This is a genomic window from Biostraticola tofi (assembly GCF_004343195.1).
In the GTDB taxonomy this organism is placed as follows: domain Bacteria; phylum Pseudomonadota; class Gammaproteobacteria; order Enterobacterales; family Enterobacteriaceae; genus Biostraticola; species Biostraticola tofi.
The window spans coordinates 322127-336538 of sequence record NZ_SMCR01000001.1; the positions used below are offsets into that span (position 1 = coordinate 322127).

Below are 14412 nucleotides of genomic sequence, written 5' to 3' on the forward strand. Positions count from 1 at the left end.
AAGCGGTTTAAGTCGGGTCAGCGCGCCCGCATAGTATTCTACGTCACGCGAGCGGGGGAATGATCAGTAATCGTACAATTGGTGTGATTGAGTTGATTTGTCGCAACTATTGACACGATTCCGCTTGACGATGGACGAGGTTATTGTAAATTTACAAGTAACCTTTTATTCACTATTAAATAGCTGGTGGAATATATGACTATCAAAGTAGGTATCAACGGTTTTGGCCGTATCGGACGTATCGTTTTCCGTGCTGCGCAGGAACGTGACGATGTAGAAATCGTTGCAATCAACGACCTGTTAGATGCTGACTACATGGCTTATATGTTGAAATACGACTCAACACACGGTCGCTTCAACGGTGAAGTATCGGTGAAAGATGGCCATCTGGTTGTTAACGGTAAAACTATCCGCGTTACCGCAGAGAGAGACCCGGCTAACCTGAAATGGGGCGAAATCGGTGTTGACGTTGTTGCAGAAGCCACCGGTATCTTCCTGACTGACGAAACCGCACGTAAGCACATTACCGCCGGCGCAAAAAAAGTGGTCCTGACCGGACCCTCCAAGGATAATACCCCAATGTTCGTCATGGGCGTTAACCACAAATCCTATGATGGCCAGGACATCGTTTCCAATGCGTCCTGTACCACTAACTGCCTGGCACCGCTGGCTAAAGTCATCAACGACAAATTCGGCATCGTCGAAGCATTGATGACCACCGTTCACGCAACGACCGCTACGCAGAAAACCGTTGACGGCCCGTCTCACAAAGACTGGCGCGGCGGCCGCGGTGCTTCTCAGAACATCATCCCTTCTTCTACTGGCGCCGCTAAAGCAGTAGGTAAAGTGATTCCAGAACTGAACGGCAAACTGACCGGTATGTCTTTCCGTGTTCCGACGCCTAATGTTTCGGTCGTTGACCTGACTGCCCGTCTGGAAAAAGGCGCTACCTACGCTGAAATCTGTGCAGCTATCAAAGAAGCTGCCGCTGGCGAACTGAAAGGCGTTCTCGGCTATACCGAAGATGACGTGGTATCCACTGATTTCAACGGCGAAAAACTGACATCGGTATTTGATGCCAAAGCCGGCATCGCGCTGAACGACAATTTTGTAAAACTGGTAGCCTGGTACGATAACGAAACCGGCTATTCCAATAAAGTACTTGATCTGATCTCCCACATCGCTAATAAATAAGTGCGATACTGGATGAACAAGGGCGACAGCAATGTCGCCCTTTTTTTTGAGCTCATTCCCCGTCACTGACTCAAGAAGGCCAATCAATAATGTCTGAAAATCTTTTTGCGTTACCCATTAAAGAAACCCTGTCACCGTCGGTTACCCTGCGTCAGATTGATCAATTACCGGTGATCATCGTTAAAAATGACAGCGTACAGGCCGCCATTACCCTGCAGGGCGCACATTTGCTCGCCTGGCAGCCCAAAGGCGAGCAACCGGTGCTATGGCTGAGTGACAGCAGCGCATTTTGCGAAGGCGTGGCCATTCGCGGCGGCGTTCCCATCTGCTGGCCTTGGTTTGGCAAAGTGGCCAGCCCGAACCATGGATTTGCGCGTATTCTGCCGTGGGAACTGACTGCCCATCAGGAGCATGAGGGCGAAGTTAGCCTGACGCTCACACTGCGCGACAGCGCGCAGACCGAACAGTACTGGCCTAATTCTTTTACTCTGAATGCGCATTTCAAGCTGGGTAAAACCTGCACTGTCCAACTGGAAGCCGAAGGGGATTATCAGACCACCGCCGCCCTGCACTCATACTTTACCATCGGCAATATCAACCAGGTCAGCGTCAGCGGCCTGGGCGAAAACTACATTGATAAAGTCAATGGCGGCGCGACTGCCAGGCAGACGGGTCATGTCACATTCACAGGGGAAGTGGATCGGGTTTATACCCAGCCAGAGGACATCAGCGTTATCCATGATGAGGTTTTGGGACGCACTATCACCCTTCACCATGATCATATCAGCGATGTGGTGGCCTGGAACCCGGGTGCCGCCCTGGCGCGCACCATGACCGATGTGACGGACGAGGGCTATCTGACCTATGTCTGTGTGGAAACGGCGCGAGTCAGCCAGCCCCTGGTGGCAACACCGGGTGAAAAAGCCACACTTGCCGTTACGCTATCGGTATCGCCCAGCTAAATGCCACGCTTCCGGGCATGCCCGCTTTCGCTGCCCGGAAGCACCGGTTATCCCGGGAGTACTATACGATATCCAAATGAGTCTTGCGCTTAGGCGCAGGGAATGCCCGCTTTCGCTGCCCGGAAACACCGGTTATCCCGGGAGTACTATACGATATCCAAATGAGTCTTGCGCTTAGGCGCAGGGAATGCCCGGTCTAGCGCCTCCAGATGCTCTGGACTCAGCCGAACTGTCAAGGCAGCGGCGTTCTCTTGGACATGCGCCACCGTACCGGCTTTCGGAATAGCGATAACCCCCTGATGACGGATAACCCAGGCCAGCAGTACTTGGGCTACCGTGATGTTATTCTCTCTGGCGACCTGTTGAACCACCGGGCTTTCCATAAGTCCATTACGCAGTTTACCCGCTTGCGCCAATGGGCAATATGCCATGATCGGTATCTGCCGCTCCAGACACCAGGGAAGTAAATCATACTCGATGCCCCGAGAGGCCAGATGATATAGCACCTGATCGGTCATACACTGCCTGCCCGCGTCGAAGGATACCAGTTCCTCCATATCCGAGATATCCAGATTGGACACCCCCCAGCGCTTTATTTTGCCCGCTAGCTGCAACTGCTGCATCGCCTCAACCGTTTGTTCCAGCGGAATGCTACCGCGCCAATGAAGCAGATAGAGATCGATATGGTCGGTTTGCAATCGTCTGAGGCTGTTTTCACAGGCGGTCACCGCTTGCTTTCCTCCCGCGTTCTGGGGATAGACTTTAGAAACCAGAAATACCTCATCCCGGCGTTGGGCTATAGCTTTACCCACTACCGCCTCCGCCCCACCGTCGGCATACATCTCAGCGGTATCAATTAACGTCAAACCCATATCGAGCCCGGCTTGCAGGGCGCGGATTTCACTGGCGATGTCGCTGTTACGCTCGCCCATATACCAGGTTCCCTGTCCTATTGCCTCCACTCCCCGGCCATCAGGAAAGAACACCATTTTGTCGGTCATATTGCCTCCAGGAAATCGCCTCATTTTAGCGCATTACACTTGTGCAAACGGAGCGCAAGCGCTCCGTTGTTGTGCAGTCCCGCGAGTGATTCGCGAGCAATTGCAAATCATCAGAAGGTATAATTCATCCCAACGCCGACCAGCGTGGTCGATTTTCTATCGACCATCGGGCTGTCTTTTATTTCATCGCTAAGACGGCTGTAGCGTGCCATAGCGCTGGCGCTCCAATTATCGGTCAGCGCATAGACTGCACTCATTTCGACATACGGTGACCAGCCATCATCAGCATGATAACGTTTGAGTCCGCTACGACGTGATTCATCGCCGCTGACCCCGTAATAATAGGTATTTTGGTCTTCGCTGTCCCACGTAGCACCGATGCCCGGTACCAGGGTCAACCGGTCAAAGGTGAAGCGGTAGAGGTAAGCCAGATCGGCATTGAAGCCGCCGCTGTTATCGAGGATATCACCGGTATATTCTGCCCGGACAATGCCCCAGTCGGCGAAATGCTGATAGCGCAGACCCGCCATCACGGTAGATCGCCGTTTATCGAGCTGTTTCATATAACCATAATCGTTCTTGCTGGGCCGGAATGCCCAAGGCGAATAATATCCGGTCAGAGAAAGCTCATTCTGAGGATCTTTCCACAGATAGTAGCCAGCCCGCAAGCCGCTAAAATAGAAATTATCGCCTTTGTAATCGAGCAACGGAAACGGAACGGTACGGTCATCGGCGCCTTTATAAGGGGTAGTAGCATAGAATGCCTGAGCCCCAATGGTTAAGTCACTCTGGGCAATCGCTGGAGTGGCAATGCCATAAGCAAGGGCGAGACTCAGTATGGCAAGGGATGATTGTGATTTCATTGTATTTAATTCCCGTAACGTCACAAAAACACATGTATATTAATTAAATAGAAGTATACCTTAATGTTATAAAGTGCATACTATATTTACATTGCTATAAAATATAGTTAAATAAAATATATACTGCCTTTCTGGGTTGAATGGTCGCCGGTATCAACCCACAGGCCACGCCACAGGCGGCGAGGCCAAATATACCCCCTCAGTGAGTCTTTGATATAGCTTAAAAAATGAGTTATAGATGAATGACATTTTCTGTAAGTCCTCTAAACTTTGATTAGAGGAAGATCCAAACCTGAGCACATCGGCATTTTATAGCAACAAGTTGGCATAGTGGTTGCTGTGCTTAGGTGGACTCTTTTTTGGGGAGCCGCCAACGACCTACTTAGCTCCTTTCACCTGTGCTATAAACGAAGGACGGGCAACGCTATGAACATATTTGACCATTACCGTCAGCGCTACGAAGCTACCAAGGACGAAGAGTTCACTCTGCAGGAATTTCTGGCCATCTGCCATCAGGATCGAAGCGCCTTTGCTAATGCAGCTGAGCGTTTACTGATGGCGATCGGTGAGCCAGTTATGGTCGACACCGCTCAAGAACCCCCGCTTTCGCGCCTGTTTTCCAATCGCGTGATTGCGCGATACCCGGCGTTCGAAGAATTTTACGGCATGGAAGAGGCGATTGAGCAAATCGTGTCATATCTCAAACATGCCGCCCAGGGGCTGGAAGAAAAGAAACAGATACTGTATTTGCTCGGCCCGGTTGGCGGCGGCAAGTCGTCTTTGGCAGAGCGGCTCAAATCGCTGATGCAGCGCGTGCCTATTTATATCCTGAGCGCCAACGGTGAGCGCAGCCCGGTAAACGATCACCCGCTCTGCCTGTTTAATCCTCAGGAAGATGCCAATATCCTTGAAAAAGAATATGGCGTGCCGCGCCGTTACCTCGGCACTATCATGTCTCCCTGGGCCGCTAAGCGCCTACACGAATTCGGCGGCGATATCACCCGCTTCAAAGTGGTCAAGGTCTGGCCATCGATCCTTGAACAGATCGCCATCGCCAAAACTGAGCCTGGCGACGAAAACAATCAGGATATATCAGCCCTGGTTGGCAAGGTTGATATCCGCAAGCTGGAAGACCATGCCCAGAATGACCCTGATGCTTATGGCTATTCCGGCGCGCTTTGCCGAGCTAACCAGGGGATCATGGAATTTGTCGAAATGTTCAAAGCGCCGATCAAAGTGCTGCATCCGCTGCTGACGGCGACCCAGGAAGGTAACTATAACGGTACAGAGGGTATTGCCGCCCTGCCGTTCAGCGGTATCATTCTGGCGCATTCCAATGAATCGGAATGGGTACAATTTCGCAATAACAAGAATAATGAGGCCTTCCTGGACCGCGTCTATATCGTCAAGGTCCCTTATTGCCTGCGGGTTTCTAAAGAAATCAAAATCTATGACAAACTGCTCAGCAACAGTGAACTCGCCAACTCGCCTTGTGCGCCGGGGACCCTGGAAACATTGGCCCGTTTCTCGATTTTATCCCGACTTAAAGAACCGGAAAACTCCAGCATTTATTCAAAGATGCGGGTCTACGATGGTGAAAGTCTGAAAGACACCGATCCGAAAGCCAAATCCTATCAGGAATACCGGGACTATGCCGGCGTTGATGAAGGGATGAACGGCCTGTCTACTCGCTTTGCGTTCAAGATACTTTCACGGGTATTCAATTTTGATCATGCGGAAGTGGCTGCCAACCCGGTGCATTTGTTTTACGTGCTTGAACAGCAGATCGAGCGTGAACAATTCCCGCAGGATATTGCGGAAAAATATCTTGAACATTTAAAAGGCTATTTGATCCCAAAATACGCTGAGTTCATCGGTAAAGAAATCCAGACCGCTTATCTAGAATCCTATTCAGAGTACGGCCAAAATATATTTGACCGTTACGTGACCTATGCGGATTTCTGGATTCAGGATCAGGAATACCGTGATCCGGACACCGGACAATTATTCGACCGTGAATCCTTGAATGCTGAACTGGAAAAAATCGAGAAGCCTGCCGGTATCAGTAATCCGAAAGACTTCCGTAATGAGATAGTTAATTTTGTGCTGCGTGCCCGTGCACATAATAGCGGACATAATCCCAACTGGACCAGCTATGAAAAGCTGCGCACGGTAATTGAGAAAAAAATGTTCTCCAATACCGAGGAGCTGTTGCCGGTCATTTCATTCAATGCAAAAACGTCTACTGATGAGCAGAAAAAGCACGATGACTTTGTCGATCGCATGATGGAGAAAGGTTATACGCGCAAACAGGTCCGTCTGTTATGTGAATGGTATCTGCGGGTACGAAAATCATCCTGAGGATACCAGGACAATGTCGTCTGGAGGAAATAAATGGCCTATTTTATTGACCGACGACTTAATGGCAAGAATAAGAGCATGGTCAATCGCCAGCGCTTTCTTCGCCGTTATAAGTCACAAATCAAGCAGTCGATTGCCGGGGCCATCAATAAGCGTTCGGTTACCGATGTAGATAGCGGGGAATCGGTGTCGATTCCCAATACAGATATCAATGAACCCTTTTTCCATCAGGGCCGGGGAGGCACGCGTCATCGCGTCCACCCCGGGAATGATCACTTTATCCAAAATGATCGCATCGAGCGTCCCCCTTCAGGCGGGGGCGGCGGCGGCCAGGGCAACGCCAGCCAGGACGGGGAAGGTCAGGATGAATTTGTGTTCCAGATATCCAAAGATGAGTACCTGGATCTGCTGTTTGAGGATTTGGCCTTGCCTAATCTGCAAAAAAATCAGCATAAGCAGTTAAATGAATTCAAGACTCATCGCTCCGGCTATACCTCGACCGGTGTGCCGGCCAATATCAGTGTGGTGAGATCGCTGACCAACTCGCTGGTCCGACGTACCGCAATGACTGCCGGAAAGAGGCGAGCCATCCGCGAACTGGAGGATGATCTGGCGGCGCTGGGCAATAGCGAGCCGGCGCAATTGCTGGAAGAAGAACGTATTCGACGCGAAATTGCCGAACTGCGCCAGAAAATTGACCGGGTGCCGTTTATCGACACTTTTGATTTACGTTATAAAAACTTCGAGCGGCGTGCCGAGCCCTCCAGCCAGGCGGTTATGTTTTGCCTGATGGACGTATCGGGATCCATGGATCAGGCGACCAAGGATATGGCCAAGCGTTTTTATATCCTGCTCTACCTGTTCTTGAGTCGGACTTACAAAAATGTCGAGGTGGTCTATATCCGCCATCATACCCAGGCCAAGGAGGTGGATGAGCATGAGTTTTTCTATTCGCAGGAAACCGGCGGCACCATTGTTTCAAGCGCCTTGAAACTGATGGAGGAGGTCATCAAGGAGCGATATGACGCCGCTCAATGGAACATCTATGCCGCCCAGGCCTCAGACGGAGATAACTGGGCAGATGACTCACCGCTATGTCATCAATTGCTGTCTACCCGGCTGCTGCCGCTGGTGCGCTACTTCAGTTATATTGAAATCACCCGCCGGGCCCACCAGACCCTATGGCGCGAATATGAGAGCCTGCAGGCAAAATATGAAAATTTCGCCATGCAACATATTCGGGATCAGGAAGATATCTATCCGGTATTCAGAGAATTATTTCAAAAGCAAGTTAATGAACGATAGTTGATGTTTCGATCAGCCAGGTCGAGTCCCGTTCTGGCTGATTTACCCCCTCACCTGATATCGATGCCCCAGCCGCCGGATCTGTTATTTCCTGGTTTGCGCCCGGAGGTGAATAACCGGGATCGATGCTGGCGACTTTATTGCGGCTGGTCTTTGTGGATCTCTATCCGATTGCGCCCATTTTGTTTGGCATAATACAGCGCACTGTCGGCTTTTTTAATTAATCGCTCATAATCCGGATGGCCGTCAAAAGCGCAAAGCCCTGCGCTGATGGTCAGATTGATCGGCTGGCTGACGCCAGTCCTGATCGGCGTGGCACAGACTAGAGTACGTATCCGTTCAATCAGCATTAAAGCCTGGCTTTGAGTGGTTTCGACAAAAAGCAGCATGAATTCTTCCCCGCCAAACCGAAAAACATAATCACTGCTTCTGACGTTTTCCGCCAGAATGGCTGCCACGCTTTTCAACGCCGCGTCACCGATGTCATGGCCATAGGTATCATTGATCCGTTTGAAATAATCAATATCCACCATGACCACTACGAAAGGGGCATCAGAACGTATGGCAAGCCCGATCTCGCGTCGCAGGATAGTCGGCACGAACCGTCTGTTCAAAAGTTGAGTCAACGGATCCTTGCCGTTCTCGTAGCGGGATAGTTCGTCAAACAATCCAGAAACCAGTGTGCTGATAATGCGGATATTATTTCGCACCGTTCGTAACAGCAGGTTCCGCTGCTGCATATCCGCCGTTCCGTTTGCCTGAAAACCGATTATGAAAGTATCAGTCTCGGCCATCACGCTATCAATCTGACTGATTTCGGCCACCTGTTCAAACAGGTGTTTACCCTTGTGCTGAAACCAAAGGCCAAACTCAGCGCGCTGCAACGGCTCGACATCTTCCAGCGGCAGACCGGTGGCGATGGCATAAATGAACCGATTTTCCCAGTTGAGCAAGGAGGCAAGCTGACGTTCACGCTCCAGGCTGGCATTATCCAGTAAGGTATATAGCCGGTAATTTTCTTTATGCTTGGCGGCGCTGGCAAACGAACGGGAATAGGCAGTGGTCATGACTTCAATGGCGATATCCAGCGTCAGTGAACAGAACCGCATGGCATCATAGCAAAGCTTGCTATCCAGCATATCCTGCTGCAGACGTTGATAGAGCCGTTCTTTTAGCCGGCGGATGCCGCGGGCGACCAAATCGATGGGAATGCCGATGCGCGCATGCACTTCACCGACCCGACGCTGGGCAGCAATAAGGTCGGGCAGCACCGCGTCGGCGCTGGAAATCACCTGCTGTATCCACTGGCAGAGCGTGGCATGCAGGCGTTGTTTAACCTGCTGGCTGGAAAGAAATATCTGGGCATCCTTGTCGCTGAGCATGTACTGATAAAAATCATCTACCATCAAGCTGATATCTTCGCGTCCTATGCGCGCAACCACCTGATGGGCCGCGGCACTGGTCAGGGTAATCAATTGCTGCCATTCGCCGGCCACCAGCCTGTCGTAGTCCTCTTTACTGTTACTCACCGGAAATCAGCTCCAGAATACATAATTAACAATATATTATATTATCACGTAAATTTTCAGTCCGACTACTTGCCAGGTATAATTGCACTGTTTATCGCTGTTGCCCTTGCTGGCTGGCCGGTGAAGGTAATCCGGCTCAGCCTCAGGTTTTGGCCCTTTGCTGCTGATCCAGAGGTCAGAGCGTCAAAATTAGGAGTTTTAGTAATAAACGCCTTTTTTGTTGGCCTGAAAAAGGGTAGTTTGTTTATAGACCGGCTAGAATAATGTCGAACTAGGATTGCTCTCCTCCTACCCGCAGCGCGCGGACTCTGGCAGGCATCTGGGCCGGAAACCTCCGAATCTTTCATTATCGTCATCAGACACCACATTTTTATGCTCTACATTTATCCTCATCGGGAGGCGATTTGTTCAGGATGATTATGCTTAGGACATTCAGAACATAAGGAGTGCGAACTTGGATAGCGGCACCATTATCAGTTTATTCATCATCGGTTCGGTGCTTGTCGGGGGCAGCATCCTGTTAAGTTCATTTTCGTCACGCCTGGGCATTCCTATACTGGTCATTTTCCTCGCCATTGGCATGCTGGCAGGTGTAGACGGCCTGGGCGGCATCGCCTTTGATAATTATCCAGTGGCGTATCTGATCAGTAACCTGGCCCTGGCCGTTATCCTGCTTGATGGCGGCATGCGTACTCGTGCCGCTTCGTTTCGCGTCGCCCTGTGGCCCGCACTGTCGCTGGCCACCGTCGGCGTGATGATAACCGCAGGTCTGACCGGGGTGGCTGCGGCCTGGCTTTTCCACCTTGACTGGATTGAAGGTCTGCTTATCGGTGCTATCGTCGGTTCAACCGATGCGGCGGCGGTCTTTTCACTGCTGGGCGACAAAGGCTTGAATGAGCGCGTCAGCTCTACGCTGGAAATCGAGTCCGGCAGTAATGACCCAATGGCGGTATTTCTTACAATAACACTCATTTCGATGATCCAAGCCGGTGAAACCCATTTAAGCGGGATGTTCGTCGTCCATCTGATTCAGCAGTTCGGGCTGGGTGTGGTGTTTGGCCTGGGCGGCGGCTGGTTGCTGCAGCAGACCATCAACCGGATATCGCTGGCGAACGGCCTTTATCCGCTGTTGGCCGTCAGCGGCGGTATTATGGTGTTTGCGCTGACCACAGCACTTGAAGGCAGCGGTATTCTGGCGGTCTATCTGTGCGGTTTTTTGCTGGGTAACCGCCCTATCCGCAACCGCCACGGTATTTTACAGACCTTCGACGGCATGGCCTGGCTCAGTCAGATCTGCATGTTCCTGGTTCTGGGGCTGTTGGTGACCCCTAGCGATCTTTGGCTGATTGCCATCCCGGCGATGATGTTATCGTTGTGGCTGATGTTGGTGGCCCGGCCGCTTTCCATTTTTGTTGGACTGATGCCGTTCAAAAACTTTACCGGCCGGGAGCGGGTATTCCTTTCCTGGGTAGGGTTGCGCGGCGCGGTACCGATTATTCTTGCTGTATTCCCAATGATGGCAGGCCTGGATAATGCCAGCCTTTACTTCAACGTGGCCTTCTTCATTGTCTTGATCTCATTACTGTTCCAGGGCACCTCGCTGGGATTTGCCGCCCGGTTGGCAAAGGTGGTTGTTCCGCCGACCGCTTCGCCGATTTCACGGGTGGGCATGGATATCCATCCGGAAAACCCCTGGGAACAGTTTATTTATCAGCTAGGCGATGATAACTGGTGCGTCGGCGCAGCGCTGCGGGATATGAAAATGCCTAAGCATACCCGCATCGCCGCCCTGTTCCGCGATAATGTGCTGCTTACGCCGACCGGCAATACCAGGCTGAAGGAAGGCGATGTGCTGTGCGTCATCGGCAGGGAACGGGATTTGCCGGCGCTGGGCAGACTGTTCAGCCAGGCACCGCCGGTAGATCTGGATCAGCGCTTCTTTGGTGATTTTATCCTGCAGGCCGATGCCAAGCTCAGGGACGTGTCAGAAATATACGGGCTTGATTTTGATGAACAGGTCGATGGTCAGCTCACGTTGGGTGATTTTGTGATGCATCTGCTGGGAGGAGGCGAACCGGTTGTCGGCGACAATGTCGTGGCCGAGGGAGTGGTCTGGACTGTCGCCGAGAAGGACGAGCAGCAAGTGAGCAAAATCGGCATCAAGATTTCCGCTGAACAGGCCTGAACAGTATCCAGCCGGGCGGTCAGTTCGCTGCCCGGCGCTCGCTGGTCGGCCTCAAGACAGGGTTTCGCAGGCGCAGTACAGCTTCTCCAGCACCCGCATCGCTACCTTCATCTCTTGGGGGTCGATGTCGTCGATGATATCTTTGCCGAGCGAGTCGGCGACCGTCCGGACCTGCTCATAAAGCTGCTTGCCTGCAACGGTAACCACCAGCAGCTTCTTGCGACGGTCAGCCGGCGTGGCGATCCGTTCCACCAATTCGGCTTTGACCAGCCTATCGACCATGGTGACGATGGTCGCGCCCTCCACTCCCAGCCGCTGAGCCAGCTCACTTTGCGACAGGGGGGCAAGCGCCGCGGCAATTTCCGCCACCGCAACCCAGCTTGCCTGGCTAAGACCAAGGTCCTTGAGCCGTCGGTCTATTGCCAGGCGCATGGCCCGCGAGGTCAGGTGCAACAGATGGGAGAAATTTTTATATTCAGTACTCATGGCGTCGGCCGAAGTTGATTAATAAAGTTGGTTGGATTAATCATACCACGCTACCGGCGTGCTTAGCCCGGCAAATGCATGACCTTGGGCCGCGGCATCGACGGCGCTAGCCTCAGAGGTGCGTTAGGGACTGGAAGTTTTATCTGAAAGGCCTTTTGGTCTTTCAATGCGTCCCCACATTCACTATTCTAATCCTCTTTACTTTTATCTGGCTGTTAATGCGTAAGTTACTGCTGTTGCTATTGTTACTGGTCCTGTTAGGTCCACTGGGCATTGATCTTTATCTGCCGGTCATTCCCCATATTGCCCAAGGGCTGAACACTCAAGAGTCCCTGATCCAGTCAACTATCCCATTGTTTATACTGGTAATGGGCGTAGGCCAGCTGATTACCGGACCGCTGGTGGATTATTTTGGTCGGCGCCCGCTGGCGCTGGCTGGCGTGCTGCTTTACGGTTTGGGTGCGATAATGGCTGCAGTGGCCGAGTCTTCAGCCATGTTCGTCGGTTCGCGCGTACTGCAGGGCATGGCGGTGTGCTGCACCACAGTGGCATTATTCAGTTGCGTGCGTGATCGATTGAATGGCGATGAAGCCGCCCGAGCATTCAGTTTTCTTAATGGTACGCTTAATATCGTGCCAGCTCTTGCCCCACTGGCCGGCGGGCTGATGGCTGCGGCATTCGGCTGGCGAGCTCCCTTCTGGGCTTTGGCGGCATACGCATTTCTGGTTCTGCTGCTGATAGCCCTTGGACTACCTGAAACCCGGCCTACCGGGACCCGGCGTGCGTTGGGATTGCCGCTGGCAACCTATTGGCAAATTGTCTCCAAGCGGCGTTTCCTGGTATTTTCACTGGTCAATACCGGTGCCATGGCGATGGCGCTGACTTACGTATCGCTGTCATCGCAGGTACTGATGGGCGATGCCGGGCTGAGCTCGCTGCAGTTTTCATTCGCCTTCGGCGCCAATGGCTTCTGGATTATGTTTGTCAGTTGGATTGCCAATCGGATTATTCGCAAGGCCGGACGGCCGATTTGTCTCACGATAGGCACTTTGCTGATGGCGATCGGCGGTCTGTTGCTGACCGCCAGCGTGACAATGTCACCTTTAGCCTGGCAGGCGCAGTGGTGGAGCTATATGCTGCCGGTGGCGGCTGCTTGTGCCGGGCTGGCATTCCTGATGGGACCGGCCGCCAGTTATGCTCTGGAACCTTACGCCAACCAGGCCGGTGTGGCATCGGCCCTTAACGGCTTTGTCCAGATGGGCGGCGCCGCAGCGATCAGTTTGGCATTTATTGCCCTGCCGATCCCGCCACGCATTTCACTGGCGCTGGTGATGTTGCTGGGCGGGCTGTTCGCCATCACTGCCCGCTACCAGGTTTATCTGATTTCACAGCTGTCCAGCCGCCGGGTGCGCTAATACTGGCCGAATGATACCGGTACCCTTGGCGCCACGGCACACATCAGTTCATAACCCAGGGTGCCCGCCGAACGGGCTACCTCGTCGATTTTTACCTGATTGCCCCAAAGTTCGACCGGGCTGCCGATCCGTGCCAAGGGACAAGGGGTCAGGTCAACGGCCAGCATATCCATGGAAATCGCCCCCAGCGTACGGGTACGGACGCCGTCGACCACTATCGGCGTACCGGTAGGCGCATGGCGGGGATAGCCATCGGCATAGCCGCAGGCGACCACGCCGATCCGCTGTCGACCGCTCGCCTGAAAGCGACCGCCATAACCCACGCGGTCTCCGGCTTGAATATCCTGAATGGCAATCAGTTCACTTTTTAATGTCATGACCGGACGCAAACCGGTATTGGCAATGTCATTCCAGTCGCCGCTGGGCGAGGCGCCGTACAGGATGATGCCGGGCCTGACCCACTGATGATGCGTTTGGGGATAGAGCAGCGTGGCGGCAGAATTGGCCAGGCAGCGCGGCCCTTGCCAGTCTCGTCCCGCCTTTTCGACTACCGCTTCTTGTTGCGCCACGCCTTCGGGCATATCGGCATGGGCAAAATGGGTCATCAACGTGAGGTGGCCTGTCTGCTCCAGGCTTGCCAGAGCGGCGGCGGCGGCGGGCCAGTGTTCGGCGGCGAAACCCAGACGGTTCATGCCGCTATTCAGCTTAACGTAGATATCGACCGGCGCACTGAAACGGTGACGGCCAATAGCATCGATTTGCCAGTCACTGTGTACCGCAGTCGTCAGCCGGTAGGTATCGATGAGGGTTAAATCTTCCGGCTTGAAAAAACCTTCCAGCAACAGTATCGGTCCTTGCCAACCCTGCTCTCGCAGCATAACGGCTTCGTTGAGATCCAGCAGGGCAAAACCATCGGTACCGGCCAGTGACGACCAGATGCGCTGGAGGCCATGCCCATAGGCATTGGCCTTCACCACCGACCAGATATGGACCCCCGGGGCAAAACCACGGATAACAGTCAGGTTTGACGCCAAAGCAGATAAGTCGATGCTGGCGACAATCGGACGAGGCATGAAACAACTCCTTGATAAAGTTGGGGTATGGCTTGGGC

The 14412-nt window shown here is 52.9% G+C and carries 11 protein-coding genes; 6 read left to right on the plus strand and 5 right to left on the minus strand.

Features of this window, described 5'->3' with window-relative positions; all coding sequences use genetic code 11:
- Nucleotides 1–195 precede the first annotated feature (195 nt).
- The gene (gene gapA / locus EDC52_RS01445; RefSeq protein ID WP_165911634.1) at nucleotides 196–1194 is read left to right on the plus strand and encodes a glyceraldehyde-3-phosphate dehydrogenase; all 999 of its coding nucleotides are present in this window, start codon (nucleotides 196–198) and stop codon (nucleotides 1192–1194) included.
- A gap of 89 nt (nucleotides 1195–1283) precedes the next feature.
- The gene (locus EDC52_RS01450; RefSeq protein WP_131863482.1) at nucleotides 1284–2156 is read left to right on the plus strand and encodes a D-hexose-6-phosphate mutarotase; all 873 of its coding nucleotides are present in this window, start codon (nucleotides 1284–1286) and stop codon (nucleotides 2154–2156) included.
- A gap of 146 nt (nucleotides 2157–2302) precedes the next feature.
- On the opposite strand, the gene EDC52_RS01455 is transcribed toward EDC52_RS01450, so the two are convergent.
- Both EDC52_RS01455 and EDC52_RS01460 read right to left on the minus strand, forming a co-directional pair.
- Nucleotides 2303–3157, minus strand: coding sequence for an aldo/keto reductase (locus EDC52_RS01455; RefSeq protein ID WP_131863483.1), 855 nt, complete (start codon nucleotides 3155–3157; stop codon nucleotides 2303–2305).
- Between the two features lie 110 nt (nucleotides 3158–3267).
- A complete protein-coding gene (locus EDC52_RS01460; protein WP_131863484.1) occupies nucleotides 3268–4020 on the minus strand; it encodes a MipA/OmpV family protein in 753 nt (250 codons plus the stop codon).
- Between the two features lie 426 nt (nucleotides 4021–4446).
- On the opposite strand from EDC52_RS01460, the gene yeaG reads away from it, so the two are divergent.
- Nucleotides 4447–6381 (plus strand): protein kinase YeaG, encoded by a 1935-nt coding sequence (gene yeaG, locus EDC52_RS01465; RefSeq protein ID WP_131863485.1) that lies wholly within the window; start codon nucleotides 4447–4449, stop codon nucleotides 6379–6381.
- A 33-nt stretch (nucleotides 6382–6414) separates the two neighbouring features.
- Nucleotides 6415–7686: a YeaH/YhbH family protein gene (locus tag EDC52_RS01470; RefSeq protein WP_131863486.1), complete on the plus strand. Its 1272-nt coding sequence runs from the start codon at nucleotides 6415–6417 to the stop codon at nucleotides 7684–7686.
- Between the two features lie 137 nt (nucleotides 7687–7823).
- On the opposite strand, the gene EDC52_RS01475 is transcribed toward EDC52_RS01470, so the two are convergent.
- Nucleotides 7824–9215, minus strand: a complete 1392-nt coding sequence (locus EDC52_RS01475; RefSeq protein WP_131863487.1) for a diguanylate cyclase — start codon at nucleotides 9213–9215, stop codon at nucleotides 7824–7826.
- 454 nt (nucleotides 9216–9669) lie between these two features.
- On the opposite strand from EDC52_RS01475, the gene EDC52_RS01480 reads away from it, so the two are divergent.
- On the plus strand, nucleotides 9670–11400 hold the full coding sequence (locus EDC52_RS01480; protein WP_131863488.1) for a potassium/proton antiporter: 1731 nt from the start codon (nucleotides 9670–9672) through the stop codon (nucleotides 11398–11400).
- Between the two features lie 51 nt (nucleotides 11401–11451).
- Here the strand turns inward: EDC52_RS01480 and EDC52_RS01485 are convergent, their stop codons facing one another.
- On the minus strand, nucleotides 11452–11886 hold the full coding sequence (locus tag EDC52_RS01485; RefSeq protein ID WP_131863489.1) for a MarR family winged helix-turn-helix transcriptional regulator: 435 nt from the start codon (nucleotides 11884–11886) through the stop codon (nucleotides 11452–11454).
- Nucleotides 11887–12104: 218 nt separating this feature from the next.
- Between EDC52_RS01485 and EDC52_RS01490 the strand changes: the two genes are divergently transcribed.
- On the plus strand, nucleotides 12105–13301 hold the full coding sequence (locus EDC52_RS01490) for a multidrug effflux MFS transporter (protein WP_131863490.1): 1197 nt from the start codon (nucleotides 12105–12107) through the stop codon (nucleotides 13299–13301).
- Here the strand turns inward: EDC52_RS01490 and dadX are convergent.
- Nucleotides 13298–14374, minus strand: a complete 1077-nt coding sequence (dadX, locus tag EDC52_RS01495) for a catabolic alanine racemase DadX (RefSeq protein ID WP_131863491.1) — start codon at nucleotides 14372–14374, stop codon at nucleotides 13298–13300. The genes EDC52_RS01490 and dadX overlap by 4 nt on opposite strands.
- Nucleotides 14375–14412: the final 38 nt, after the last annotated feature.

What these genes read in the sequence shown, in the direction of transcription:
- gapA (WP_165911634.1), top strand. Translation starts at nt 196, where the DNA reads ATGACTATCAAAGTAGGTATCAACGGTTTTGGCCGTATCGGACGTATC.
- EDC52_RS01450 (WP_131863482.1), top strand. Translation starts at nt 1,284, where the DNA reads ATGTCTGAAAATCTTTTTGCGTTACCCATTAAAGAAACCCTGTCACCG.
- EDC52_RS01455 (WP_131863483.1), bottom strand. Translation starts at nt 3,157, where the DNA reads ATGACCGACAAAATGGTGTTCTTTCCTGATGGCCGGGGAGTGGAGGCA.
- EDC52_RS01460 (WP_131863484.1), bottom strand. Translation starts at nt 4,020, where the DNA reads ATGAAATCACAATCATCCCTTGCCATACTGAGTCTCGCCCTTGCTTAT.
- yeaG (WP_131863485.1), top strand. Translation starts at nt 4,447, where the DNA reads ATGAACATATTTGACCATTACCGTCAGCGCTACGAAGCTACCAAGGAC.
- EDC52_RS01470 (WP_131863486.1), top strand. Translation starts at nt 6,415, where the DNA reads ATGGCCTATTTTATTGACCGACGACTTAATGGCAAGAATAAGAGCATG.
- EDC52_RS01485 (WP_131863489.1), bottom strand. Translation starts at nt 11,886, where the DNA reads ATGAGTACTGAATATAAAAATTTCTCCCATCTGTTGCACCTGACCTCG.
- EDC52_RS01490 (WP_131863490.1), top strand. Translation starts at nt 12,105, where the DNA reads ATGCGTAAGTTACTGCTGTTGCTATTGTTACTGGTCCTGTTAGGTCCA.
- dadX (WP_131863491.1), bottom strand. Translation starts at nt 14,374, where the DNA reads ATGCCTCGTCCGATTGTCGCCAGCATCGACTTATCTGCTTTGGCGTCA.